This is a genomic window from Arthrobacter alpinus, from assembly GCF_001294625.1.
Lineage (GTDB): Bacteria > Actinomycetota > Actinomycetes > Actinomycetales > Micrococcaceae > Specibacter > Specibacter alpinus_A.
Genome location: NZ_CP012677.1, coordinates 1323094 through 1343276 on the forward strand (window position 1 = coordinate 1323094; position 20183 = coordinate 1343276).

A 20183-nucleotide genomic window follows, 5' to 3' on the forward strand; every position below is an offset into this window, starting at 1 on the left:
GGCGACGGGGGGGCTTTGGGCAGTGCGTGGGAAGAGCCTAGACTGGGGCTGGAGCGGCATTCCAATGGAGGTAACATGACGCGATTGAGTGTTCTGGACCGCTTCCGGCCTGTGGGCGCGCCCGGCGCGGCAGGCCGTTCGGGCGTGCCAGCAGTTGACGGCCAGGGGCCCGCCGCGGAGTTGGCCCCGGTGTTCGCCGCGCTCGCCTCCGAAGTCCAGGCGTGTGAAGAACTTGTTGAGGCCGCACGCCGACAAGTCGGGCATGACTTGGCCGCGGCCCGGACGCAGGCTGCGGCGATCGTGTCCCAGGCCAGGCTCGACGCCGGCGCCGCACGGGCAGTCGCCGCCGCCGGTGTTGAGCAGGAATCCGGGGATAGGGAGGCCCTGATGATGGAGCACGCTCGTCGCGAGGCCGCCGCCGTGGAAGAGTCCGGGATGGCCCGTATTCCAGACGTCGTGGGAAGGGTCATTGACGCCCTGCTGGCCCCGGACATAGCCGGCACGAAATGAAATCGGACTGGGTTGGCGCATGTGTGCGGGCCCGGTCCATGGCACAGCGCCGGGTAGGTGCCGGCAGCATCCGGGCGCTTTCCGCCGCACCCACCCTGGCTGCAGCCCTGGCTGCCCTGCAGCCGACTTACTATGGCGAACGGCTCCACGGCGTATCAAGCCTTGCCGCTTCCGAACGCGCCATCTCGGAGACTGTCCTGTGGCAGCTGCGGGTACTGGCCGGTTGGCTTCCTGCCTCGGGCACCGCACTTGCGAGGGCAGCTGCGGGCACTTTCGAGCTCGAGAACATTGTGGCGCTGGCCCACCAGTTCGACGGTGGCCCCACGGCCCCCGAGCCTTACCGTCTCGGTGCCCTGACGACGGCCTGGCACCGAGTGGGAGAGGCCAGTTCCCGTGAGGACCTCGGCGTGAGGCTGCGCACCTCGCCCTGGGGCGAGGTCGGAAAAGGCGGCCCGGGCCAGCTCAGGGACACGCTGAGCGTGGCCTGGGCGCGTCGGCTGGCTACCGTGGCGCCCCCGGCACGGCCGTGGTTTGGTGCCGTGTGCGTTCTCACCGCGGCCCGCAGCTTGACGGTCGACGGCGACCTTCCGGCTCCGCAGCTCCTGCACCTCTTACGCCCGGTACTTGGCCGTTCGTGGGAAAGCGCCGGGAACATCGCCGACTTCCGGGCAGTGCTGCCGCCATCGTTGCAAAAGGTGGTGGGCGACATTGCCGTACCCCAGGAACTGTGGCGCGCGGAGGTGCGTGCGCACACCAGCGTGGAGAAGGATGGATTCCGGTTGCTCCGCGGTTCAATGCCCGGCCCCGAGGTTGTGTTGGGGGCCATCGCGGTGCTGTCGATGGATGCGTGGCGTGTGCGTGCTGCCTTGGCCGCCTCAGCCACCGGTGCGGGGTCGAGCGAGGTGCTCGATGAAGCGCCGTGATTCGCTGGCCCCCGCCCGAATGCAACGGGTTGCACTGGTGGTGCCTGGCGACGCGCTGAAAAGCATGCTCGTCGCCATCGCCAACAGCGCACTCGTGGAACTGGAACTGCCGTATGAACCTGGCGATAGCGACGAAGAAGTGGAGAAGGCCGCTGCGGCCGCTGTCGTCTCCGGGCCCACCGCGGCATTAGTGGGCTGGGTGCCGCAGCGCCGGATTGCCGCGCTCACGGAGGCGCTCGCCCCGCTGGGCGCCGCCGTCGTTCCGCTACAGCGGCCGCGGTGGATCCAGGCCCCGACCCTCCTGGGTGCCAGCGGGAGGCCTGGCATCTCCCGAACCCTGGTGGACACCTACGGGACCGTGCCGTACGCAGACCTTGACCCCTCACGACTGGCGGCCATGGCTTACGTCCTGATGTTCGGCATGATGTTCGGCGACGTCGGGCACGGCGCCATGCTGCTGGCCTGCGGCTTGATCCTGCGCAGCGGCCGGATCAGGAAACTCGCCGCGCTGAAAAGGGCGTGGCTGTTTGTCAGTGCCGCCGGCCTAGCCGCCATGGTGTTTGGGGCGCTGTACGGAGAGGCTTTCGGCCCCACCGGACTGGTACCCGTGTTGTGGCTGGAACCCCTGGCCAATCCGGTGCCGCTGCTGCTGGCAGGCCTGGGGGTTGGCGCGTTTCTGCTGGCGGGCGCCTACGCCGTCGGCACCATCAATCGCGTGCGTGAGGGCGGGTGGGGCCTGGCGCTGTACGCCCGCTCCGGCGCGGCCGGGTCGCTGTTGTTCCTGGCAGTGGGGCTACTTGTCTGGGGTCTGGCCGCAGGCATCGGGATCTTGAACGCCGCCGCCGTCATCCTCGCCATGGTGGCCCTCATCTTCATTTTCATCGGCCTGTTCGTTGAGGCCGGGGGTGGGGGTACCGGTGTCGTTCAGGCGTTCATTGAACTTGTGGACACCGTCATCCGGCTCGGGTCCAACATTGTCTCCTTCGCCCGCCTCGCCGCCTTCGGGCTGACCCATGCGGCGCTGCTGATGGTGGTCTGGAACGGAACGACGGCGCTCTGGGGACCGGGATGGCGCGCAGGAGCGGCCATTCTGCTGTTCCTGGTGGGCAATATTGTGACCTTTGCGCTGGAGGCCCTGGTGGCAGGAATCCAGGCCCTGCGCCTGGAATACTACGAACTGTTCTCACGCGTTTTCCAAACCGAGGGCCGCCCCTTCAAGCCGTGGTCCCCGGACGTGGGCACCACCGAGGTCCCGACAGGCTCGACCACTCCAACCGCAACCGAAAGGCCCCTACAGTGAATCCCTGGCTCGCCACGATCCCCGTCTTCCTCATCGCCGCAACAGGGGCCGTTCTCCTTGCCAAACGCTGGCGAAAGTCGGCGTTCAAGATCCTGATGGCGGTCAACGTCGCGGTGATGGTTGGCGCCCTAGCCTTGCTGGCTAGCGCCTTGACTGCCGGGCCAGCCGTCGCGGCGGGCGTGGCACCGGCTGCCGCCGCAGCGGCGGTCGCCACTCCCGGCGCCGGAGGGGCGGCACTGATAGCGGCAGCCATCGCCGTGGCTGGTTCCTCGATTGGGGCAGCCTTTGCGGTGGCCTATACCGGATCGGCGGCCTTGGCTGCGATGAGCGAACGGCCGGAGATCTTCGGCCGGGCGATGGTGGTGGTTGGCCTGGCCGAGGGGATCGCCATCTATGGCCTGATCATTGCCATCATTCTGATCGGTAAGGCGTGAGCGAGGGGGTTGCCGGGGTGCCTGAAGAGTCGGTGTCCAGAGCCGTGGCACCCGGTAGCGCAGCACCCGGTGCAGTCGCTGCAATCGGTGAACGGGCCCTCCTTGCAGGGTTCCACCTGGCCGGTGCACGTATCCACGCCTGTGAGAGCGAGCAGGAATTCCTGCATGCCTGGACTGCACTGCCACAGGACACGGCAGTGGTGATCCTGACGCCACGCTGCGCGCAGGCCCTGGGCCCGGCCGTCACCGTGCCCGGCTCGCCCATGACGGTGGTGCTTCCGTCATGAGCAGTTTGCCACCACAATCGGACACTGCCCTGGCCCCCGTGCGGGAGGCGTTGCGGGCCGCTGCTCAGACCCAGTCCGCCGAACTGCACGACGGCGCACGCCGGGAGGTGGATGCGCTGCTGGCCTCCGCACGGGCCCAGGCACAGAAGATCATCGCCGATGCTGCAAGGGATGGGGCGGCCGCAGCCCGGGCCGAGGCGGCGCTGCGCTCATCCCGTATTCGACGGGAGGCCCACGAGCTAGTTCTGGCACGGCGCAGCTCCGTGCTGGCGGAGTTGCGCCGCCAACTCCGGGTTCGCGCGTCGGCACTGCAGGACGACCCCAGTTACCCAGCATTTGTGGCGGGGCTGAGGGAACAGTGCGTGGACCTGCTAGGACCGGCGGCCACGGTGTCTGCCAGTCCCGATGGAGGCGTCATCGCGGCGGCAGGCTTGCGCAGCTTGGATCTTTCCCTTCCCGTCCTGGCCGAATTGGCACTGGACTCCCTTCCTGAGGCGCGTGAGCTGTGGACCCGGTAGCAGCCAGGCGGGATGGGACGGTGGTGCGGGTCAGCGGACCCCTCGTGGAGATCGAGGGCGTGGAGGGGTTGTCCATGCTTGAATTGGTCACGCTCGGTCCGCAGCGGATCACTGCCGAAACGGTGGCCATTGCCGGGAGCAAGGCAACGCTACAGGCCTATGAGTACACGGGCGGCCTCAAGGCCGGGGACGTTGCCTCCGCCACGGAGGACGAGCTCTCTGCACTCATGGGGCCGGGCCTGCTGGGCCAAGTATTCGACGGGCTGATGCGGCCCTTGTCGTCTGCGCCGATGTGGCTGACACCGGAGCGGTCGGGATCCGCCGACGATCCCACGGTCCTGGCCCGCGAGTGGACCTTCGTTCCTGCTGCTGTCTGCGGTAAGAATGTTTCCCCCGGCGAGGTGCTCGGCACCGTGCCAGGTGCAGGCTCGGTGGAACACCGCGTCCTGGTGCCTGCCGGCGTGTCCGGGGAGATCACTTGGCTGGCGCCGGAAGGCAAGGTGCATGTGCTGGATCCGGTCGCCGTGGTTGCCGGCCGCAAGGTAGCCCTGGCCGAACCTACCCCGATACGCCAGGCACGTCCCTTCCTCGCCCGGCACAGCGATGCCGTGCCGCTGCACACCGGTCAGCGGGTCCTAGACCTGGTGTTCCCGGTGGCACGTGGCGCTGCGGCGACTGTTCCGGGGGGCTTTGGCACAGGGAAAACCATGATGCTGCAGCAGATCGCCAAGTGGAGCGACGCCGACGTCATCGTCTATGTGGGGTGCGGGGAACGCGGCAATGAGATGGCCGACGTACTTGCCGGGCTCTCGCAGCTTGAGGACGCCCGGACCGGGGGAAAGCTGATCGAGCGCACCGTCATCATCGCCAACACCTCTAATATGCCCATGATGGCGCGCGAGGCCAGCATCTTCACCGGAATCGCGGTGGCCGAGTACTACCGCGACATGGGGTACGACGTCGTCGTGATCGCCGACTCCACCTCACGGTGGGCTGAGGCTCTGCGTGAGTTTGCCAACCGCAACGGTGACCTTCCCGCCGAGGAGGGCTACCCGGCCAACCTCGCCTCCGAGCTTGCATCGTTCTATGAGCGGGCGGGCCGGGTTACGACGCTTGGCGGGAACACGGCCTCGGTCACCGTGATCGGTGCTGTCTCCCCGGCTGGCGGCGATATGAGTGAACCTGTCACCACCGACTCCCAGCGCTTCGTCCGGTCGCTGTGGATGCTGGATAAGGACCTGGCCTACTCCCGCCACTATCCCGCGGTCAGTTGGACGGGCTCCTTTGCCCGGGATGCTGACGAACTGGGTGCCTGGCACGCGGCCAACGGACAACCTGGCTGGGCCTCTCGCCGGGCACGCGCCGTCGCCCTTTTGGCGGAGGCGGACCGGCTGGACGAACTGGCGCAGATTATCGGCCAGGCCTCGCTGCCCGGGCACGAGCAAGTCCTGTTGCTGGGCGGGCGGCTGCTCCGGGACGGGGTGCTGATGCAAAACGCACTGAGCCCCAACGACGGTTTTTGTTCCGCCGAGAAGGGTGCCGCGTTGCTGGATGCGGTGCTCGACGTCGTTGACACCTGCCAGCTGCTCGTGGAGCGTGGCGTGGCAGCCGCCACCATTGAGGCAGCCGATTTTGGGCCGGTCCTGCGGGCCCGGGAAGACTTCGGACCCTCCGACGATGCGGCGGTGCGGGCCCGCACCGCCACAGTGCTAGATGTTTTGGAGGCGCTGCAATGATGGATTTGGGCGGTCCGGGCGGGGAGTCCTCCGGCGCCACCGCAGCCGTTCCACCGGTGGGGCGCTTCGGCGCGCACATCTCCCACAGCGACATCCGGGAGCTTCGCGGCCCTCTGCTAGTGGTGGGCGGGGCCGACGGCGTGGGCTGGGACGAATTTGCCACTATCGACATGGCTGGCGGGGAAAGCCGCCATGGGCTGGTGCTGGAAGTGGACCGGGACCTGGCCACCTTGCAGGTCCTGGAAAGCACTGACGGCATGTCATTGGGCGGCATCGGGATCCGCTTTGATGGGCGCCCACTGCACGTACAGGTGGGCACGGAGTGGCTTGGGAGGGTCTGCAATGGCCGTGGGGAACCGCTCGATGGTGGACCGCCGGTGACAGGCACGGCAACACTACCCGTCAGCGGCTGGCCGCTGAACCCCGTCTACCGGGAACCTCCGGCAGAGCCGGTCCTGACCGGCATCTCGGTCATCGATGCCCTGACGACCCTTGTCAGGGGCCAGAAGCTGCCCATCTTTTCGGTGCCCGGTCTGCCGCACCTGACGCTGGCCACCCAGATCGCGGCACAGGCCACCTCCAGCGGCCAGTCGTTTCGGGTGGTCTTTGCCGCCATGGGGCTAACCCATGCCGACATCGCGTATGTGCGGGACCGGCTTGAGGAACGGTCGGCGGACGGGGAGTTGATCCTGCTGCTGAACGCGGCCGATGACCCGGTCATCGAAAGGATACTCACCCCGCGGATTGCCCTGACCATTGCCGAACACCTGGCCTACACGGAAGGCCACGACGTCCTGGTGATCATGTCCGACATGACAAGCTATGCCGAGGCCGTACGTGAGGTGTCCGCGGCCCGGAGGGAAATCCCTGCGCGGCGGGGCTATCCCGGGTACCTGTACAGCGACCTTGCCACCCTGTACGAGCGCTGTGGGAGAGTAAAAGGCCACGACGGATCCGTGACCATTGTCCCTGTGCTGACGATGCCGGCCGGCGACATCACCCACCCCGTCCCGGACCTCACCGGCTACATTACCGAGGGCCAAATTGTTTTGGCCCCGGACATCGCCGCACGCGGCATCTACCCGCCGGTAGATGTCCTGTCATCGCTGTCACGGCTGATGCGCAGCGGCGCCGGCGCGGGCCGGACCAGGGAGGACCACCTGGACGTGGCCGCCCAGGTGATGGCCGCCCTGGCACGCGCCCGGGCGGCCACCGAACTGGCCGAGCTGGTGGGTGAGGCAGCATTGAGCGACACCGACCGAAGCTACATCGCCTACCGGACCCTGGTTGAGGAGGGGCTCTTCAACCAAGGGACTGAGGAAAGTAGATCTCTGGAGGATACTCTTACCCGTGCCTGGGCGGCGCTGGCGGCACTTCCGAAACAAGAACTGACCATGGTGCCGACAGTGTTCCTGGACCGATATTTACCCAACGGCGGCGGGCACCCATGAGCAGCCGGACATGACCGCCATGGGGCGGGCAGCCAAGGTTCAGCTTGAGCGCCGCCTGGAGAGCGCCCACCACGGCGCCCGCCTGCTGGATCGAAAACAGCACCTCCTGGCAGACCAGCTGGAGCGGCTCCAACGCCGCTCGGAGACGACCCAGGCGGAGTGGGAGGCCTTGGCCACGGAGGCTGCTCGGTGGCTGCGCCGCTCGGCGGCCCTGGATGGCAGCGCACGGATAGAGGCGGCGGCTCCACAGGACACCGCCACAGTGGTGGTGCGGTGGGGCAATGCCATGGGGGTGAGCTATCCAGAAGATCCGCAGTGCGAGCTCCCCGAGCTGCCCGCGGCAGGGGGTAGCTCGGCCTTGTCCTATGCGGCCTCCGTCCATCAAGGTGCGCTGCTCGCCGGGGTACGTCATGCCTCGGTCCAACGGGCGCAGCTGCTGTTGGCCGCCGAGCTTGCAGCAACCCGGACCCGGCAGCGGGCTGTTGAGAACCGGTGGATTCCACGACTTGAGAATGAACTCCTGGCCATCCGGCGCCAGCTCGACGCGCAGGAACTGGAAGAGAGCCTGCGCCTGCGCTGGGCCGCCGACCGGACCACGGCTGACCGCAATGCGGGAGACTAATTCAGGCATGGACAGGGCGGCGCCGGAATTTCTAAGGCCCAACGGTGGCTCAATGCAATCATGGCCGTCACCGGGGCCGCGGCGCTGCCGCTTATGGTTATTCACCTCGGATGGGCTGCCATTATTGTGTTGTTGCGCAACCGCGAAGCGGAAGAGAAGAGCTTCCACAAGTTCTTCCTCCTCGTCTGGGGTATTTGGCTCATCCCGTACCTCACAGGTGCCATCGGCACGAACCTTGGCTGACCCGCCAGCGGCTTTGGATGCCGAACCCGGGACTTTGGAGGGTATGCCTCGCTGACGTGTGCAGCTTAAAGTGGGCAACACCCGGTTGGCTGGCAGGGTTCGGAAAGCCAGCTCATTGTCTGCGCGGTTTCCGCTGGCCGTCGGTGCCGATTCCGGCGTTGGTAAGGTCACGGCTGTACGGCTGATCGAAGAAGGTGCACGTGTCGTTGCCACGGATGTCGTGCCGCAAAGCTTGGAGGAGCTGGGGCGTGAGCACCCTAGCGACCTGCTGGTCACCGTGGCCGGTGACATTGCGTCGCCGGAAACAGTCCTAGCCATCAAGGCTGCAGCTGCGGGGCGGGTTGCCGCGCTGGCCAATGTTGCCGGGATTATGGACGGGTTCCTGGCGTCCTTGCGCTCATGCTGGAGGCCGGCGCCGGTTCCATCGTCAACGTCAGCTGGGAGGCCGGTCTTTGAGGTTCTGCCGCCGGGACGGCGTACACCACCTCCAAACATACGGTGAACGGGCTTTCCATGAGCACCGCTTTCTTTTATACGTCCCGGGTCCTTCCTGCAGGTCACGGTGCCGCCCGTGGCCACTTCGGAGCAGGAGGTCGCCGTGCTCGGGCACGGAGGCGTTGCGGGGTGGGCCCTCACGGACGCTGCCGCAGCGCCACCTTCAGAACGTCGCCTGGATGCAGGGTTTTGCGAATGCCCTCCACATGGACACGGATGGGCGCCATGGTCCCCGGGCGAAGGCGCAGGACGGCCAAATGATGCGTCAGCTCGACGTCGATCGGCTGTCCGCGGTAGCTGAGCTGGAACGCCACACGTGGCAATTCTGTGGGCAGGAGCGGGTGGATCAGTAATTCTCCCTGCCGCGTTTCGACACCGCCGTAGCAGCGGATCGCCATATCCACGGTGCCGGCCATGGCGCCCAGATGCACGCCCTCACGAGTGGTGCCGCCCTGGGTGTCGCTCAGGTCGCATTCGAGCGCCTGGCTAAAGAGTGACCACGATTGTTCCCTGTCGCTGCGGGCCAGCACCCAACTGTGTGCCACCCTGCTCAGGGTGGAGCCGTGGCTGGTGCGTGCCAAAAAGTAGCTGACCGTCCGCTGCACCAGCTCGGCGGGCAGCGCATAGCCAAGCCGCTCGAAGATGGCACGCAGCTCCTCGGCGGAAAACAGGTAAAAGAGCATCAGGACGTCGGCCTGTTTCGATATTTGGTAGTGGTTCGTGCTGTCACCTTCGGCCTGCAGAATCAGGTCCAAGCGCCCCACGTTGCCGTACTTGGACCTGTAGGCGTCCCAGTTGAACTCCGCAAGGGCCTCGTAACCGTCAAACTGGCTGATGATGCCGTCCGCGTGAAAGTGCAGGCGCAAACGACGACTGATGTGGTCCCATTCTTGCAACTCCGCTGGCGGGGGCGCCCACGGGGCAGGGCGCTCATGGACGTCGAGTCCCCCGAGGATTTCCATGGCCTCGGCGGCCCGGGCAAGGACCCACGAGGCCAAGACATTCGTGTAACTGTTGTTCCTGATGCCCAGGCCAGGGCTGCCCGGGTAGGCGTCATGAAACTCATCCGGGCCCATGACCCCGGATATGTCGAAACGGTCCGCGGCGGCGTCGTGCGTGGCAATCCCGGCAAAGAACCGGGCCACCTCCACCAACATCTGTGCACCATACCGTGCCAGAAATCCTCGGTCGGCGGTTACCTGGTAGTACTGCCAGACACTGTAAGCGACGGCAAGGCCCACATGGACCTGCAGGTGGGAGTGGTCGGGCATCCAGCTACCGTCCAGGGTGTTAAACAGCTGGGCCGGCGTCTCGTCCCGGCCGCTGCTGCCGCTCTGCCACGGATACATGGCTCCACTGAAACCTGCTGCTGAGGCCGCAGCCCGGGCCTGGTCCAGGCGGCGGTACCGGTACATGAGCAGTTGTCGGGTGAGTTCGGGACGGCGCAGGGTGAGCATGGGGTAGACGAACAGTTCGTCCCAAAAAATGTGCCCGCGGTAGCCCTCCCCATGAAGCCCCCTGGCCGGAACGCCCGCATCCAGTTCAATGCTATTTGGCACGGAAGCCAACACGTGGAAGGTGTTCACATTCATGGCCAGGGCAGCAGGTGAGGCCTCTGGTAGTTCGACAGCGAAGCGGGCCCAGAGTGCCGCCCAGGCAGCCACATGCCTGTTCAACAAGGCGTCGAAGCCCGGCGCCAGCGCAAGGCGTGCGGTGGCGTCAAGTCGGGGAGTGGAGATGGCGTGGTCCCGCGATGTTGTGGCCGACACGGTCTTTTCAATGGTTATCGCTTCGCCCGCGGCAAGAACGACGGTGATTTCGTGGCCGAACAGTCCTCCACTGTTCACAAAGCTGCTTGTATGCGGCACGGGTGCCCCGGCGGGGTCCAGGATGCGTGTCCGTGCAGCCAGCGCAATGGTCAGCCCGGACTGGTTTGTCTGGACGTCCACGGCCACGGTGTCTTCACCAATTTGAGCGGCGGCCGGTGGCAGAAAGTGCCTTTCGTCCAGCATGGAGTCGTCGGCTGCGTTGCCATTTGTCACTGAGGTGTTGATGGCTGAAACGATCGTGATGCTCCCATCCCAGTTCCCTGCGACCACCGTGGTTTTCATGGCCGCGAGGTGGGGATCGGACTGCGATTGGAAGCGGTGCGATGAGACCACAGTGGTTCGGCCGCCGTCGTCGGCGTAGTGGTCGTCTATGGCCAGAATCCCGCGGCGGAGGTCCAATGACTGCGCGTGCTCACGCAGGAGGGGGGAGCTGGGCGCAAACACTTCCTGGCCCTGCCGCGCTATGCCAAGGTAGGTCCAATCCGGGGCGTTGACCATGTGCTCTGACTCCATGGGCGTGGTACCCAGAATGGTTGTTCGCCGGTTGTACACCCCGGCGAAGTACGTGCCGGGGCAGTGCACACCGTCACTGGTGCTGCCCGGTTGTGAGCCGCGGGTGCCCCAATACCCGTTCGCGAGTGTGTATAAGGTTTCCCGCTGCCCCTCTTCGGCGGGGTTGAAGCCTTGACTGGACAAGGTCCAAGCATCCGGGGCAGGTGGCACGGGGTGCGGTGTGGTGATGGGTTGAGCGCCTGGTGAAGACGGCAGGACAAGGTCGGAAAGACAGCCAAATATTGCCGTTGCGCCGGCCACCCTGAACCCGATGGCCTGATCCGGGGCGCCGATGCCCACCACAAGGCCAAAGCCCGCGGCCGTGGCGGCCCGGACACCTTCGGATGTTCCTTCAATGACAATGGTGGTGGCCGGGTGGGTCTCCATCCGGCGGGCGGCTTCCAAGTAACGGGCTGGGTCCGGCGGCCCGGACAAGGGAAGGTGTGCCGCCCCCCTCCCGTCGACAACCACCGTGACGAGGGAGGCCAGTCCCCAAGCCTGCAACTCGGGACGGGCGTCCACACTGCTGCTAACCACAGCGGTGGGAACTCTGTCCGCGAGAAACTGGCGGAGCATCCCGGCCATGGCGTGCATGGCGTCCGCGGTCACCAGGGCGTCCAGGCCGAAGATCACGGCATCAAACCTGCCCTCCGGACCGGCCCGCCCTCGCGTGGCCGGAAGGTTTTCAAGTTTCATGGCATCCTGCCCGGGCGTCATGGTACAAAGGTGCCTTACACGGACCTATTCCAGTCCGGCCCGGATGGCATCGTCCAAGGGAATTCGCCACGACATCGATGCATCAAGGGTGAAGCGTTTGCCCGTGACTTCTTCGGCAACGACCCGGACCAGATGGTCCTTGCCGACACCTTGCCAGGGGAACATGCCCTGCTTTGTGGTGTTGAGGACTTCGTCATCGGCCGCGGCAATTTCGGCTCGGCCCTTGACCACCACGCTCCACGCCAAGCCGAACTCCGCACTGACGGCGTCGGCCTCGACGGCTACGCGTGCGTCCGCGCGGAGGGCATCGATCTTTGTTCCGCCACCTGTTCGGAAGATGAGCGATTCCCCGTCAACTTGATAGTTGACCGGGAAGACATCCGGGTGCCCGTCCACGGTTACGGCGAGCCGGCCGATAGACGTTTCGGACAGGAGCTTCCAGCATTGCCCGGGGGAGAGGTTTTCTACTTTGGGTGCCACACGTTTCTCATCCATGTCAACGATCGTACGGTCCTGCCGTGGAAAGGAACAGAGTCCAAAGACCCAACACCGGTGCGCCAGTGCGTAGTGTCGTTGGACCCTAGTTCAATCGGCACCGCCGCGGGAGCATGAGACACACGACTAGGCACACCACCCTACAGAGGAGATTCTGCATGAACAACGCAACCGGACAACGGCACATAGTGGCAGGCTTCGTCCGCGGTGCGCGTTCAGCATGCGCTGGGGACGGTGGACGTGGTGGGTGCCGCCGGAGACGTTGTGAGTGAGTTGGAGATATCTAGTGGGGGTGGGATTGTCAGGCTGAGCAATCCCGGAAAGGTCACCTTCTCTGAAACGGGCACCACCAAGGCCGACGTCGCTAGCTACTTCCTGCATGTGGCACCCGTGCTGGTCCCGTGGGCAAGGAACCGTCCTGCAACCAGGAAGCGTTGGGTGGACGGGGTGGGAACGGCCGCGGCACCGGGAAGGAGCTTCTTCCAAAAGAACCTCGACGCTGGCACACCGGACTGGGTTTGCAGGCAACGGCTGCACCACGAAAACCACGACGCCGTGTATCCCCTGATCAACGATGCCCGCACCCTGGCCTGGCCGAATGCCCTTCCGTTGCGCTCCTTGCCAGGGAATCACTGGCCCACCTGCGGCTGCGGGCCCTGCCAGTGACCAGCGGCAGTAAGGGAATCCACCTCTATGCAGGCTTGGACGGCAGTCGTACTTCTGCGGATACTGCGGCCCTTGCCCATGAGGTGGCCCTAGCCTTGGAACATGACCACCCCTACCAGGTTGTCAGCCGGATGAGCAAGGACGTGCGGCGTGGGAAGGTGTTCATTGACTGGAGCCAGAACTGGCAGGCCAAGACCACCATCGTCCCCTACTCGCTACGGGGCCGGCCCACCCCCACGGTGGCGGCTCTACGGCAGTGGGACGAAATTGCCGCTCCCGGGCCTGCCCAGCTGGGCTACCGGGAGGTCATGGAAAGAACCGCCGGCGGGCTGGTCCCCGTGGTTCCCTCACCCGGCAGCGGCTGATTGGCCCATGAGGAGAACAGCGGCACCAGGGTCGCAGCGAGCGCACAAGTCTCGGCCGAGCGTGCCGTGACATAGAAACAGGCGCCCTGATTCAGCGCGATCTGGGCCGTGATGTCGGCCGACCCGCCGTAACCGTAAATTCCCACCACCTCGTGGCCGGCGTTCAGCGGTGGCCTGTTCCACCTTGCCACGTAGTGGTGACTTTGGCCCCTAGCCGGACGCGACATCACGGGGTTGACTCGTTAGGAAGGACACTTGGCCCAAGGATGCCCTGCGGCGCAACAATGGCGAACATGCGAAGGAAAGATGATTACTGTGAACAACGAGAATGTTCTCTGGCTTGAGGACGTCGGCATCAAGGATGTTGCCCACGTTGGCGGAAAAAATGCCTCCCTAGGTGAAATGCTCCACTCGCTATCCGCTGAGGGGGTCAGTGTGCCCGGCGGATTCGCGCTGACCGCGTCCGCGTACCGGGAGTTCATCGTGGCGAATGACATGGCGCCAAAGCTGGAACGGATCCTCGCCACCAAGGACGGCAGCGACACCCACTGGCGCGCCATCGGAACCAAGATTCGGGAGCTAATCCTCACCGGGGTGTTCCCAGCAGAGATCTCCCAGCAGATTCGCTCCTTCTACCGCGAGCTTGGTGTGCGCACCGGACAGCAGGACCCCGCCGTCGCCGTCCGCAGCAGCGCCACCGCTGAAGACCTGCCCGACGCCAGTTTTGCCGGACAACAAGAAACGTTTCTGAACGTCAGGGGCGAACAACAACTGGTGGACGCATGCCTGCGCTGCTATGCCTCCCTCTTCACCGACCGGGCCATCAGCTACCGGGAGATCATGAACTATGGGCAACTCGAGGTGGCGCTGTCAGTAGGCGTACAGCTCATGGTCCGCTCCGATGTGGGGGCCGCAGGAGTCATGTTCTCCATTGACACCGAAACCGGTTTCCCGCGGGCCGCCGTCATCAGCGCCAACTGGGGACTGGGCGAGACAGTGGTGCTGGGCATGGTGAACCCGGACAAATACGGTGTCTTCAAACCGCTGCTGGCCAACGCGGCTTTCTCGCCCGTGATTGAGAAGACGCTCGGGTCCAAGGCGCGCAAACTCACCTACTCGGCCGACGGCGGTGCGGGAACGCTCATGGTTGACACCAGCGAGGCCGAACGCGCCTCCTTTTGCCTGGACGACGGCGAGGTCCTCCAGTTGGGCAGGTGGGCCATCCAAATCGAGAACCACTATGGGCGGCCGATGGACATGGAATGGGCCAAGGACGGCGTGAGCGGCGAGCTGTTCATCGTCCAGGCCCGGCCGGAAACCGTACAAGCCCGCAAGAGCGGCACCATGATGAGCACGCACCGGCTGACCGAAGAGGGCCGGATGCTGGCCGAGGGTGCCGCCGTGGGCGATTCCATTGCCTCGGGCACCGCCTGCGTGATCAAAAGTGCCGCGGATATCGGCAGCTTCGTGGACGGCTCCGTGCTGGTTGCCGAACAAACCGATCCGGACTGGGTTCCGGTCATGAAGCGGGCCAGGGCCATCGTCACCGACAAGGGCGGGGCAACCAGCCATGCCGCAATCGTAAGCCGGGAACTGGGGATCACCGCGGTCGTCGGGACCACCAACGCCACCAGCGTGATTGCGGACGGGGCGGCCATCACGGTTTCCTGTGCGGCGGGGGACACCGGCCATGTGTATGAAGGGCTTTTGGCACACGCCCAGGATGATGTGGACCTCGGCGAGATGCCGGCCACGCGGACCGATGTCATGCTGAACATGGCCAGCCCGTCCGAGGCGTTCAAGTGGTGGCGCCTGCCAGCCAAGGGTATTGGGCTGGCGCGCATGGAGTTTGTCATCAACGACATGGTTCAGGTACACCCGATGGCCCTGGCCCACCCGGAGCGGGTCTCGGATCCGGGCGATCAGGCCAGGATCAAGGAACTCACGCGCGGCTTTGACGACCCGGAAGACTATTTTGTGCACACCCTGGCCCGCGGGCTGGCCAAGCTGGCCGCACCGTTTTATCCCGCTCCGGCGGTGGTTCGGTTTAGCGACTTCAAGACCAACGAGTACGCCCACCTGGTGGGCGGCTCAGCCTTCGAAGAGCAGGAATCCAACCCGATGATCGGATTCCGCGGGTCCTCACGCTACTACGACCCACGCTACAGGGACGGATTTGACCTGGAATGCCGGGCCATCACCCGCCTTCGCAACCATTGCGGCTTCAGGAACGCCATTGTCATGGTGCCGTTCTGCCGGACACTGCGCGAAGCGGACCGTGTCCTGGCCGTGATGGCTGAGAACGGTCTTGTCAGGGGCAAGGACGGGCTCAAGGTGTACATGATGTGTGAGATCCCTGCGAATGTTGTCCTGGCGCAGAAGTTTGCCGCCAAGTTTGACGGCTTCTCCATCGGCTCAAACGACCTTACCCAGCTGGTGCTCGGCGTGGACCGGGACGCGGCGGCCCTTGCACCGCTCTTTGACGAACGGGATGAGGCCGTGCTGGCCATGATCAGTGCGGCGGTCGCCGGAGCACATGCCGGAGGCATCCACATTGGGATCTGCGGCCAGGGTCCCAGCAACCACCCGGACTTTGCGCAGTTCCTGGTCCGTGAGGGCATTGATTCGATCTCGCTGAACCCCGACAGCTTCCTGCGCACCGTTCCTGTCATCGCGGCGGCTGAAGCGGCGGCGAACATCACGGCGGGCACAGTTCCAAGCGGACACGACTGACTGGCTGACAGCACTGCGGGTGGGGCCTTAGGGCCCTAGCGAGAGCCCGCGTGCGAAACCTAGCCTTGAAAGTGGCAACCAGTATGCACTCTTTGAGAGGACAAATCCGGTGACTAACCAGTCTGGCCCTGCCCGCATCGTCGTTGGCGTGGACGGCTCTGAGCAGTCCATTGGGGCTCTTCGCGTGGCACAGCATGTTGCCTCGGCGATGGATGCAGAAATCGGCGCCACCGGCTGTTGGGAGTATGCCAATATGCGAAGCGCCCGAATAACGTTGGGGGCAATGGGGGAAAAAGACGAAGCCAAGGCCGAGCTGAAGGCGGCCATCGAGGCCGCCTTCGGTGCGTCCTTGCCCAAGAACTTCACCGTTGATCTGGTCTTCGGTCCCGCCGAGCGCAGGCTGGTGGAAGCCAGCAAAAACGCCCAGATGCTGGTGGTTGGCAGGCGCGGACATGGCGGCCTGAACGGACTACTTGTTGGTTCCGTCAGTTCTGCCTGTGTCCGGCGGGCAAAATGCCCCGTTCTTGTGGTGCACGAGCCAATGGGCGAAAGGGGGAGCGTGTCCGTGGAAAGTGAGGGCCGGGCACTGGAGCGGCAACTGAATTCGGGCCGGATAGTGGTTGGCGTCGATGGGTCACCGCAGTCAGTGCATGCATTGCGTGAAGGGGCCCGGATTGCTTCCGCTTTGGGCGGCGTGGTTGATGCGGTGGCCTGTTGGGATTTCCCCAGTATCTGGGCGGCCCCGTACCCCCTGGCAGGGGAGGATTTCCAGGGCGAAGCAGTGCAGGCGCTGGCCTCCAGCCTCTACGAAGCATTTGGTGTGGACAGGCCCAAGAATGTTTTGAGCCGTCTGGTCCAGGCCCAGGTCCGTCCCGGTCTCATTGGAGCCAGCAAGGATGCGGCCATGCTGGTCGTAGGCCGGCGGGGACGAGGCCTTGCCAGGTTGGGCCTGGGATCGGTGAGCGCGGGCTGTGTCAGTCACGCCAGCTGCCCTGTCCTGGTGGTCAATACAGAACCTGACGACTAGCGGGCGCATTGCGGGCCCTGCCAGGATTTTGGTGGCTTGTGGCCTGTTCCAGGGCTACAAGTACCCCGCCACCGGAAGTGGAGCATGTTTCCTGTGACAGCGTCGTCCGTTGACGCCGTTGTCATCACCCACGCCTACCTCGATCACACCGGCTGCGTACCTGCCCTGGTCGGTGAAGGTTTCCGTGGACCCATCCATGCCACCACGGGTACGGCGGAACTGTGCACCATGTTGCTCCTGGACAGTGGGCACTTACAGGAAAAGGAAGCCCGGTACGCCCAACACCAGGGCACCTCGACACGTACCCCGCCACTGCCCCTGTACACGGCGGAAGACGCGGTGCGTTTGCTGAAGTATTTCCGCACCCATGAATTTGACCAGCCTTTTGATGGGGGGGAGGTGTCCGCGCCATGCTACTGCCAGCTGGGCACCTGCTCAGGGCCGCCCGATCCACTTGTCGATGGACGGGAGCAGCATTCACTTCACCGGGGATTTGGGATATTCGGATGATCCGCTCAAGTACCCCGCCCCTGGAGTTGGAGCCAGTTGACGTGCTGGTCACCGACTCCACCTAAAGCAACCACGTTCATCCTGAAGGCAATGCCGTCGACGGCCTAGAGGATCTCCTCAACCGTGTCACCAAGCGGGGCGGCGTGGTCATCATGTCCGTCAGTGGCATACTCACCGGTGGACGCATTCTCCATCACCTGGTGAGCTACGGACAAGACCCGAGAAACGCCGTCGTCCTGACCGGATATCAGGCGGGAGGAACGCGGGGAGCCTCCCTGGCACACCCCCGCTGACCATCCGGGCCCGACCCAACTGTCGGATCCCGAGCTGGCTGTCACCATCGAAACGCGCTGACTGGCGACGATGCCTGTGTCCAGATCACAGAGATTCTCATTTTCGTGGCGCATTCCTACGGCCGACCGCAGACGCTCGAAACACCGTCCCGTATAAGGGACGCGTTCACCGGGCATTAAGTCGGGCCAGTTATACGTGAATGTGGCGCCTGCGGAATCACGCCGATTTGTCATTTTCTCTAATGGATATTGGCTGGCCCGGGGCTGGCTGCACAAATTTCAATACTCGTCTGCACAGCCCTAACGCGGCCGGTGGTCCAATCGCAAACGCAAAGACTCCGTCGGCGGGAGGTCCATCAGCTATGGCGTGGAAACTTTCAACCGCCGCTATGTCGTTGAGAGCAGTCTCAAAACCCTCAAGTAAGGGAGAGTGCTGGCCACGCGCCACGATGAACTAGCCCAAACCAGCCGATCAGCTGCGCTCCTGCACGCGGTCGTCATCTGGGCCACAGCATTAGGCGACACACCCTAGCGGTGTTAAGACACAAGAAAGACCCAACCAAATTGGCTGGGACTTTCTTGTTGGCGGAACGCTGATCCTGGACCTTCAGGGTCCGGTGTCAATCACTCAGATTGGCCAAACCCATGTACGGGCGGAAACACCCTCATAATAAGTGGCAGCGAGGTTCCGACAAAGAGCATTCCCATTTGGATAGGCCCTGCCGCAGCTAAGCATCAAATTCGCGTAAAGTCCCGAATCGCACGAAGCCCTTCGCGCTTTACGCTGAGAAAGTGGCAAATACACAACAGGTTCAAGGCACATATCGTGCCTTGCACAGGATCCCTTGAAATCCTATGACGACAACCGATATTCGGTGGTTGTCATTCCGACTATTACGGCGCTAGCGGCGTGCATTCGTAATTCAAAAGACAATCGTTGCCAGTCAAAGTGGCCGCACAAACGTGTTCTAAGATGACCTAATGAAAAACGACAAAATCGTTATTAGACCAACCGCCGAAGCCGACTGGCGCGAGATTCGGGAACAGCGGCTGGAAATGATTAACGACACCCCAATCGCATGCTCCGAGACTGACGCCGATGCCATGGCGGTGGACGAAACCGAGTGGCGTCGCCGTGGGGCACAAGGATCACGAGAAGGCTCCATCACAGTAGCGGCGATTGCTGAAAACGGGAATTGGGTAGGAACAATGGCCTCGTACATAGCAGACCCCAGCGTTGGGCCTCTCCTTGTAGGTGTATATGTAAACCCCGACTTCCGAGGCGCTGACGTAGGCCTAACGGACGCCTTGCTATCGGCCATTGAAGTCTGGGCCCGGAACAACGGCGGACGCCTTACACTTCACGTGCATGAGGCCAACGTGAATGCACAAAGGGCCTATTCAAAAAGGGGCTTTGAGCTCACCGGCCACTCAGCTGAATACTCTCTAGATGCCAGCAGTCGTGAAGTGGAGATGACCAAGGAATTGATGCCTGCAGCAGTTTGAGGCCGCCTAGATCCGTAGCGTTTAACCGGCGCTGAGGAGTCCGCTCAAGGTTTCCCTATGGGCAGACGCGGACGTGCACAATTCATGGGAAAACGACTCTCTGCGGATAAGTAAGGACAATGGCCCCATGCGCCTCTACCTGTCTTCATACCAACTTGGTGCCCATCCAGAAGCTTTCACCGGCCTGGTTCGAGGCAGAAAGCGCGGGTGGCTCATCATGAACGCTTTCGATGGTGTTGATCCTGAGATACGGCGCATAGAGACCAAACGCCAGCTGGTGAATCTCGCGGGCATTGGACTCACGGCACAGGAGCTCGACCTACGGGCGCACGACGCCGATAGCCTTTCTGTGGAGTTTGGCCAACCGGACTTCATCTGGGTTCGGGGCGGCAACGTCTTCACTCTCCGGGCCGCACTGGCCCGATCGGGAGCCAACGCGCTCATTGTGGATCGTCTCCGAGCGGATGCCCTGGTCTACGCCGGTTTCAGCGCCGGGGGTTGCGTCCTTGCCCCGAGCTTGTCGGGTCTCGAAGAGTGCGATCCAACAGGCGATGCCTTGTCACTCTACGGAGCTGTCGAGTTCGACGGCCTCAATATTCTGGACCGACCGTTTGTGCCCCATCTTGGATCTTCGGATCACCCGGAACTCGAGATCCTGACTCAGGTGGCTGCTACCTGCGCCCAAGATGGCAAACAGTACTGGGCGCTTCGCGACGGACAGGCGTTGGTGGTTGACGGCAGCAGCGTCTCGCTGCTTTGAGAGAACGCTGGATTGAGTGTTCCGGTCAAGGTTCCCTCTACAGGACGCACAGAGCTTGGCTCGCCGGGGATACTCAATCTTACTGACGCTCACAATCAACCCAATGATTGGTGACACGAATCTGAGAACACTGACACGCCACTGACACGGAATTGAGAACACTGACAGCCAGCGTGAGAACCTGGACCAGCGGCCCGTATCAGCGCCAGCA

Annotated in this window: 19 protein-coding genes and 1 pseudogene; 18 read left to right on the forward strand and 2 right to left on the reverse strand. The window is 64.0% G+C overall.

Annotation, left to right across the window (positions count from 1 at the left end; translation table 11 throughout):
- Nucleotides 1-75: 75 nt before the first annotated feature.
- The 11 genes from AOC05_RS05840 (at nt 76) to AOC05_RS05890 (ending at nt 8526) form a co-directional block, all read left to right on the forward strand.
- Nucleotides 76-510: a hypothetical protein gene (locus AOC05_RS05840; protein ID WP_062006425.1), complete on the forward strand. Its 435-nt coding sequence runs from the start codon at nt 76-78 to the stop codon at nt 508-510.
- Nucleotides 507-1433 carry a hypothetical protein gene (locus tag AOC05_RS05845; protein ID WP_062006426.1) on the forward strand — a complete coding sequence of 309 codons (927 nt, stop codon included), beginning with the start codon at nt 507-509 and terminating at the stop codon, nt 1431-1433. Before AOC05_RS05840 ends, AOC05_RS05845 begins: the two co-directional genes overlap by 4 nt.
- The gene (locus AOC05_RS05850; protein WP_062006427.1) at nt 1420-2733 is read left to right on the forward strand and encodes a V-type ATPase 116kDa subunit family protein; all 1314 of its coding nucleotides are present in this window, start codon (nt 1420-1422) and stop codon (nt 2731-2733) included. Before AOC05_RS05845 ends, AOC05_RS05850 begins: the two co-directional genes overlap by 14 nt.
- Nucleotides 2730-3167 (forward strand): ATP synthase subunit C, encoded by a 438-nt coding sequence (locus tag AOC05_RS05855; protein WP_062006428.1) that lies wholly within the window; start codon nt 2730-2732, stop codon nt 3165-3167. The genes AOC05_RS05850 and AOC05_RS05855 overlap by 4 nt, the downstream gene beginning before the upstream one ends.
- Nucleotides 3164-3454, forward strand: coding sequence for a hypothetical protein (locus tag AOC05_RS05860; protein WP_062006429.1), 291 nt, complete (start codon nt 3164-3166; stop codon nt 3452-3454). Before AOC05_RS05855 ends, AOC05_RS05860 begins: the two co-directional genes overlap by 4 nt.
- On the forward strand, nt 3451-3972 hold the full coding sequence (locus AOC05_RS05865) for a hypothetical protein (protein WP_062006430.1): 522 nt from the start codon (nt 3451-3453) through the stop codon (nt 3970-3972). Before AOC05_RS05860 ends, AOC05_RS05865 begins: the two co-directional genes overlap by 4 nt.
- Nucleotides 3960-5708, forward strand: a complete 1749-nt coding sequence (locus AOC05_RS05870; protein WP_062006431.1) for a V-type ATP synthase subunit A — start codon at nt 3960-3962, stop codon at nt 5706-5708. Before AOC05_RS05865 ends, AOC05_RS05870 begins: the two co-directional genes overlap by 13 nt.
- A complete protein-coding gene (locus AOC05_RS05875; protein WP_230085597.1) occupies nt 5705-7159 on the forward strand; it encodes a V-type ATP synthase subunit B in 1455 nt (484 codons plus the stop codon). Before AOC05_RS05870 ends, AOC05_RS05875 begins: the two co-directional genes overlap by 4 nt.
- A gap of 10 nt (nt 7160-7169) precedes the next feature.
- On the forward strand, nt 7170-7781 hold the full coding sequence (locus AOC05_RS05880) for a V-type ATP synthase subunit D (RefSeq protein ID WP_062006432.1): 612 nt from the start codon (nt 7170-7172) through the stop codon (nt 7779-7781).
- Nucleotides 7782-7841: 60 nt separating this feature from the next.
- Nucleotides 7842-8024 (forward strand): hypothetical protein, encoded by a 183-nt coding sequence (locus AOC05_RS05885; protein WP_195849432.1) that lies wholly within the window; start codon nt 7842-7844, stop codon nt 8022-8024.
- Nucleotides 8025-8139: 115 nt separating this feature from the next.
- Nucleotides 8140-8526, forward strand: a complete 387-nt coding sequence (locus tag AOC05_RS05890; protein WP_197277901.1) for an SDR family NAD(P)-dependent oxidoreductase — start codon at nt 8140-8142, stop codon at nt 8524-8526.
- Between the two features lie 130 nt (nt 8527-8656).
- Here AOC05_RS05890 and AOC05_RS05895 read toward each other — a convergent pair whose 3' ends face one another.
- Both AOC05_RS05895 and AOC05_RS05900 read right to left on the reverse strand, forming a co-directional pair.
- The gene (locus tag AOC05_RS05895; protein WP_062006434.1) at nt 8657-11617 is read right to left on the reverse strand and encodes a glycosyl hydrolase family 65 protein; all 2961 of its coding nucleotides are present in this window, start codon (nt 11615-11617) and stop codon (nt 8657-8659) included.
- Nucleotides 11618-11641: 24 nt separating this feature from the next.
- The gene (locus AOC05_RS05900; RefSeq protein WP_062006435.1) at nt 11642-12112 is read right to left on the reverse strand and encodes a pyridoxamine 5'-phosphate oxidase family protein; all 471 of its coding nucleotides are present in this window, start codon (nt 12110-12112) and stop codon (nt 11642-11644) included.
- 390 nt (nt 12113-12502) lie between these two features.
- Between AOC05_RS05900 and AOC05_RS20535 the strand changes: the two are divergent.
- From AOC05_RS20535 to AOC05_RS05940, 7 genes and pseudogenes are all read left to right on the forward strand, one after another.
- A pseudogene (locus AOC05_RS20535) lies at nt 12503-13143 on the forward strand (hypothetical protein).
- A gap of 306 nt (nt 13144-13449) precedes the next feature.
- Nucleotides 13450-15876 carry a phosphoenolpyruvate synthase gene (ppsA, locus tag AOC05_RS05915; protein WP_062006438.1) on the forward strand — a complete coding sequence of 809 codons (2427 nt, stop codon included), beginning with the start codon at nt 13450-13452 and terminating at the stop codon, nt 15874-15876.
- 109 nt (nt 15877-15985) lie between these two features.
- Nucleotides 15986-16903 carry a universal stress protein gene (locus tag AOC05_RS20540; RefSeq protein WP_315899786.1) on the forward strand — a complete coding sequence of 306 codons (918 nt, stop codon included), beginning with the start codon at nt 15986-15988 and terminating at the stop codon, nt 16901-16903.
- Between the two features lie 93 nt (nt 16904-16996).
- Nucleotides 16997-17413 (forward strand): hypothetical protein, encoded by a 417-nt coding sequence (locus tag AOC05_RS20045; RefSeq protein WP_231687185.1) that lies wholly within the window; start codon nt 16997-16999, stop codon nt 17411-17413.
- Between the two features lie 152 nt (nt 17414-17565).
- Nucleotides 17566-17706 carry a hypothetical protein gene (locus AOC05_RS20050; protein ID WP_231687220.1) on the forward strand — a complete coding sequence of 47 codons (141 nt, stop codon included), beginning with the start codon at nt 17566-17568 and terminating at the stop codon, nt 17704-17706.
- Nucleotides 17707-18687: 981 nt separating this feature from the next.
- Nucleotides 18688-19212 carry a GNAT family N-acetyltransferase gene (locus AOC05_RS05935; protein WP_062006441.1) on the forward strand — a complete coding sequence of 175 codons (525 nt, stop codon included), beginning with the start codon at nt 18688-18690 and terminating at the stop codon, nt 19210-19212.
- A 217-nt stretch (nt 19213-19429) separates the two neighbouring features.
- Nucleotides 19430-19972 carry a Type 1 glutamine amidotransferase-like domain-containing protein gene (locus tag AOC05_RS05940; protein WP_197277902.1) on the forward strand — a complete coding sequence of 181 codons (543 nt, stop codon included), beginning with the start codon at nt 19430-19432 and terminating at the stop codon, nt 19970-19972.
- Nucleotides 19973-20183: the final 211 nt, after the last annotated feature.

Bases quoted from the DNA above. Each gene is read 5' to 3' on its own strand.
- AOC05_RS05900 (WP_062006435.1), bottom strand. From the start codon at position 12,112: ATGGATGAGAAACGTGTGGCACCCAAAGTAGAAAACCTCTCCCCCGGG.
- AOC05_RS05850 (WP_062006427.1), top strand. From the start codon at position 1,420: ATGAAGCGCCGTGATTCGCTGGCCCCCGCCCGAATGCAACGGGTTGCA.
- AOC05_RS05875 (WP_230085597.1), top strand. From the start codon at position 5,705: ATGATGGATTTGGGCGGTCCGGGCGGGGAGTCCTCCGGCGCCACCGCA.
- AOC05_RS05865 (WP_062006430.1), top strand. From the start codon at position 3,451: ATGAGCAGTTTGCCACCACAATCGGACACTGCCCTGGCCCCCGTGCGG.
- AOC05_RS05885 (WP_195849432.1), top strand. From the start codon at position 7,842: ATGGCCGTCACCGGGGCCGCGGCGCTGCCGCTTATGGTTATTCACCTC.
- AOC05_RS05880 (WP_062006432.1), top strand. From the start codon at position 7,170: ATGACCGCCATGGGGCGGGCAGCCAAGGTTCAGCTTGAGCGCCGCCTG.
- AOC05_RS05940 (WP_197277902.1), top strand. From the start codon at position 19,430: ATGAACGCTTTCGATGGTGTTGATCCTGAGATACGGCGCATAGAGACC.
- AOC05_RS05845 (WP_062006426.1), top strand. From the start codon at position 507: ATGAAATCGGACTGGGTTGGCGCATGTGTGCGGGCCCGGTCCATGGCA.
- AOC05_RS05935 (WP_062006441.1), top strand. From the start codon at position 18,688: ATGAAAAACGACAAAATCGTTATTAGACCAACCGCCGAAGCCGACTGG.
- AOC05_RS05895 (WP_062006434.1), bottom strand. From the start codon at position 11,617: ATGACGCCCGGGCAGGATGCCATGAAACTTGAAAACCTTCCGGCCACG.
- AOC05_RS05840 (WP_062006425.1), top strand. From the start codon at position 76: ATGACGCGATTGAGTGTTCTGGACCGCTTCCGGCCTGTGGGCGCGCCC.
- ppsA (WP_062006438.1), top strand. From the start codon at position 13,450: ATGATTACTGTGAACAACGAGAATGTTCTCTGGCTTGAGGACGTCGGC.
- AOC05_RS20050 (WP_231687220.1), top strand. From the start codon at position 17,566: ATGTCCGTCAGTGGCATACTCACCGGTGGACGCATTCTCCATCACCTG.